The organism is Streptomyces sp. MB09-02B (genome assembly GCF_033794485.1).
Lineage (GTDB): Bacteria > Actinomycetota > Actinomycetes > Streptomycetales > Streptomycetaceae > Streptomyces.
This window is the reverse complement of the sequence record NZ_JARGEE010000918.1, coordinates 1-992: the sequence shown is the minus strand read 5'-3', so window position 1 is coordinate 992 and position 992 is coordinate 1. Positions and strand designations below refer to the sequence as shown.

Annotated in this window: 1 protein-coding gene; it reads right to left on the bottom strand. The window is 73.0% G+C overall.

Translation table 11 applies throughout. From position 1 onward, the window contains the following. On the bottom strand, positions 1-964 hold a 964-nt coding region (locus tag P1P70_RS45075), incomplete at its 3' end, for a histidine kinase dimerization/phosphoacceptor domain-containing protein (protein WP_319248342.1). Positions 965-992: the final 28 nt, after the last annotated feature.

Sequence of the window (992 nt, the reverse complement as noted above, 5' to 3'; positions counted from 1 at the left end):
GGCCGGGGTTGGGGGTGGGGCCTTGGGCGAGGCCGGGGCCGGATTCCGCCCCGGAAGCGGAGCCGGATTCCGCCCCGGAAGCGGAGCCCGAGTCCGTGCCGGAAGCGGAGCCGGTGCCGAATCCCGTGCCCGAGCCCGTGCCCGTGCCGAAGCCCGAGCCCGAGCCCGTGCCGAAGCCCGAGCCCGAACTGAATCCCGAGCCCGAGCCCGAGCCGAAGCCGGAGTCCCGGTCGGCCGGGATTCCCCACGCGTCGGTCCGGCCCGTCTCGGCGGTCGTAGCCGGCAGGTCCTCGTCGGACATCGTCAACAGGCCCATCACATACCGTAGTTCGGTCATGGCCGTACGGCCGCCCGACTCGACGGCGAGCAGGGCCTCGCGGGCACGGTCGGGGGCGCGGTCCATCACCTTGCGGGCCGCGCCGGCCTGGATCACCATCACGCTCACATGGTGGGTGACGACGTCGTGCAACTCCCGTGCGATACGGGAGCGTTCGTGCTCGACCGCCAGACGCGTGGCCGCCTCCTGCTGTTCCCGCAGCGCGTGCACACGCTGCTTCCAGGTGTGGATCGCGTTGGCGCCGAGCCCCACCCCGAGCAGTACGAGGAACGGGATCACGCCCGGCGTGACGTACGGGAAGTTGTCCTCCGCGAACGCCGCGACCAGGGCGGCGCCCGCCACCAGACTGCCGAGCGTACGCAGCCGGTACGGGCTGTGGACGGCAGCGCTGTGCGCGGCGACCACACAGGTCAGGAACGTGTACCCGGTCGCCTCGGCCGCCCCCGCACGCTCGTTGAAGACCATCGTCGTGACGATCACCGCCCAGAACGCGGTCAGCGGGTAGCGGCGCCGGACCAGCAGCGGCAGCGCGGTCAGGACGGCGAGGAGCAACTGCCAGGCATGGGGCGCACCGAGGTCCTGCGTCAGGTACGGGGGCGTCGGCAGGGGCGGGGCCTCGGGCGGCACAAGGCAGCACCTGCCGACGCCCCCGTCC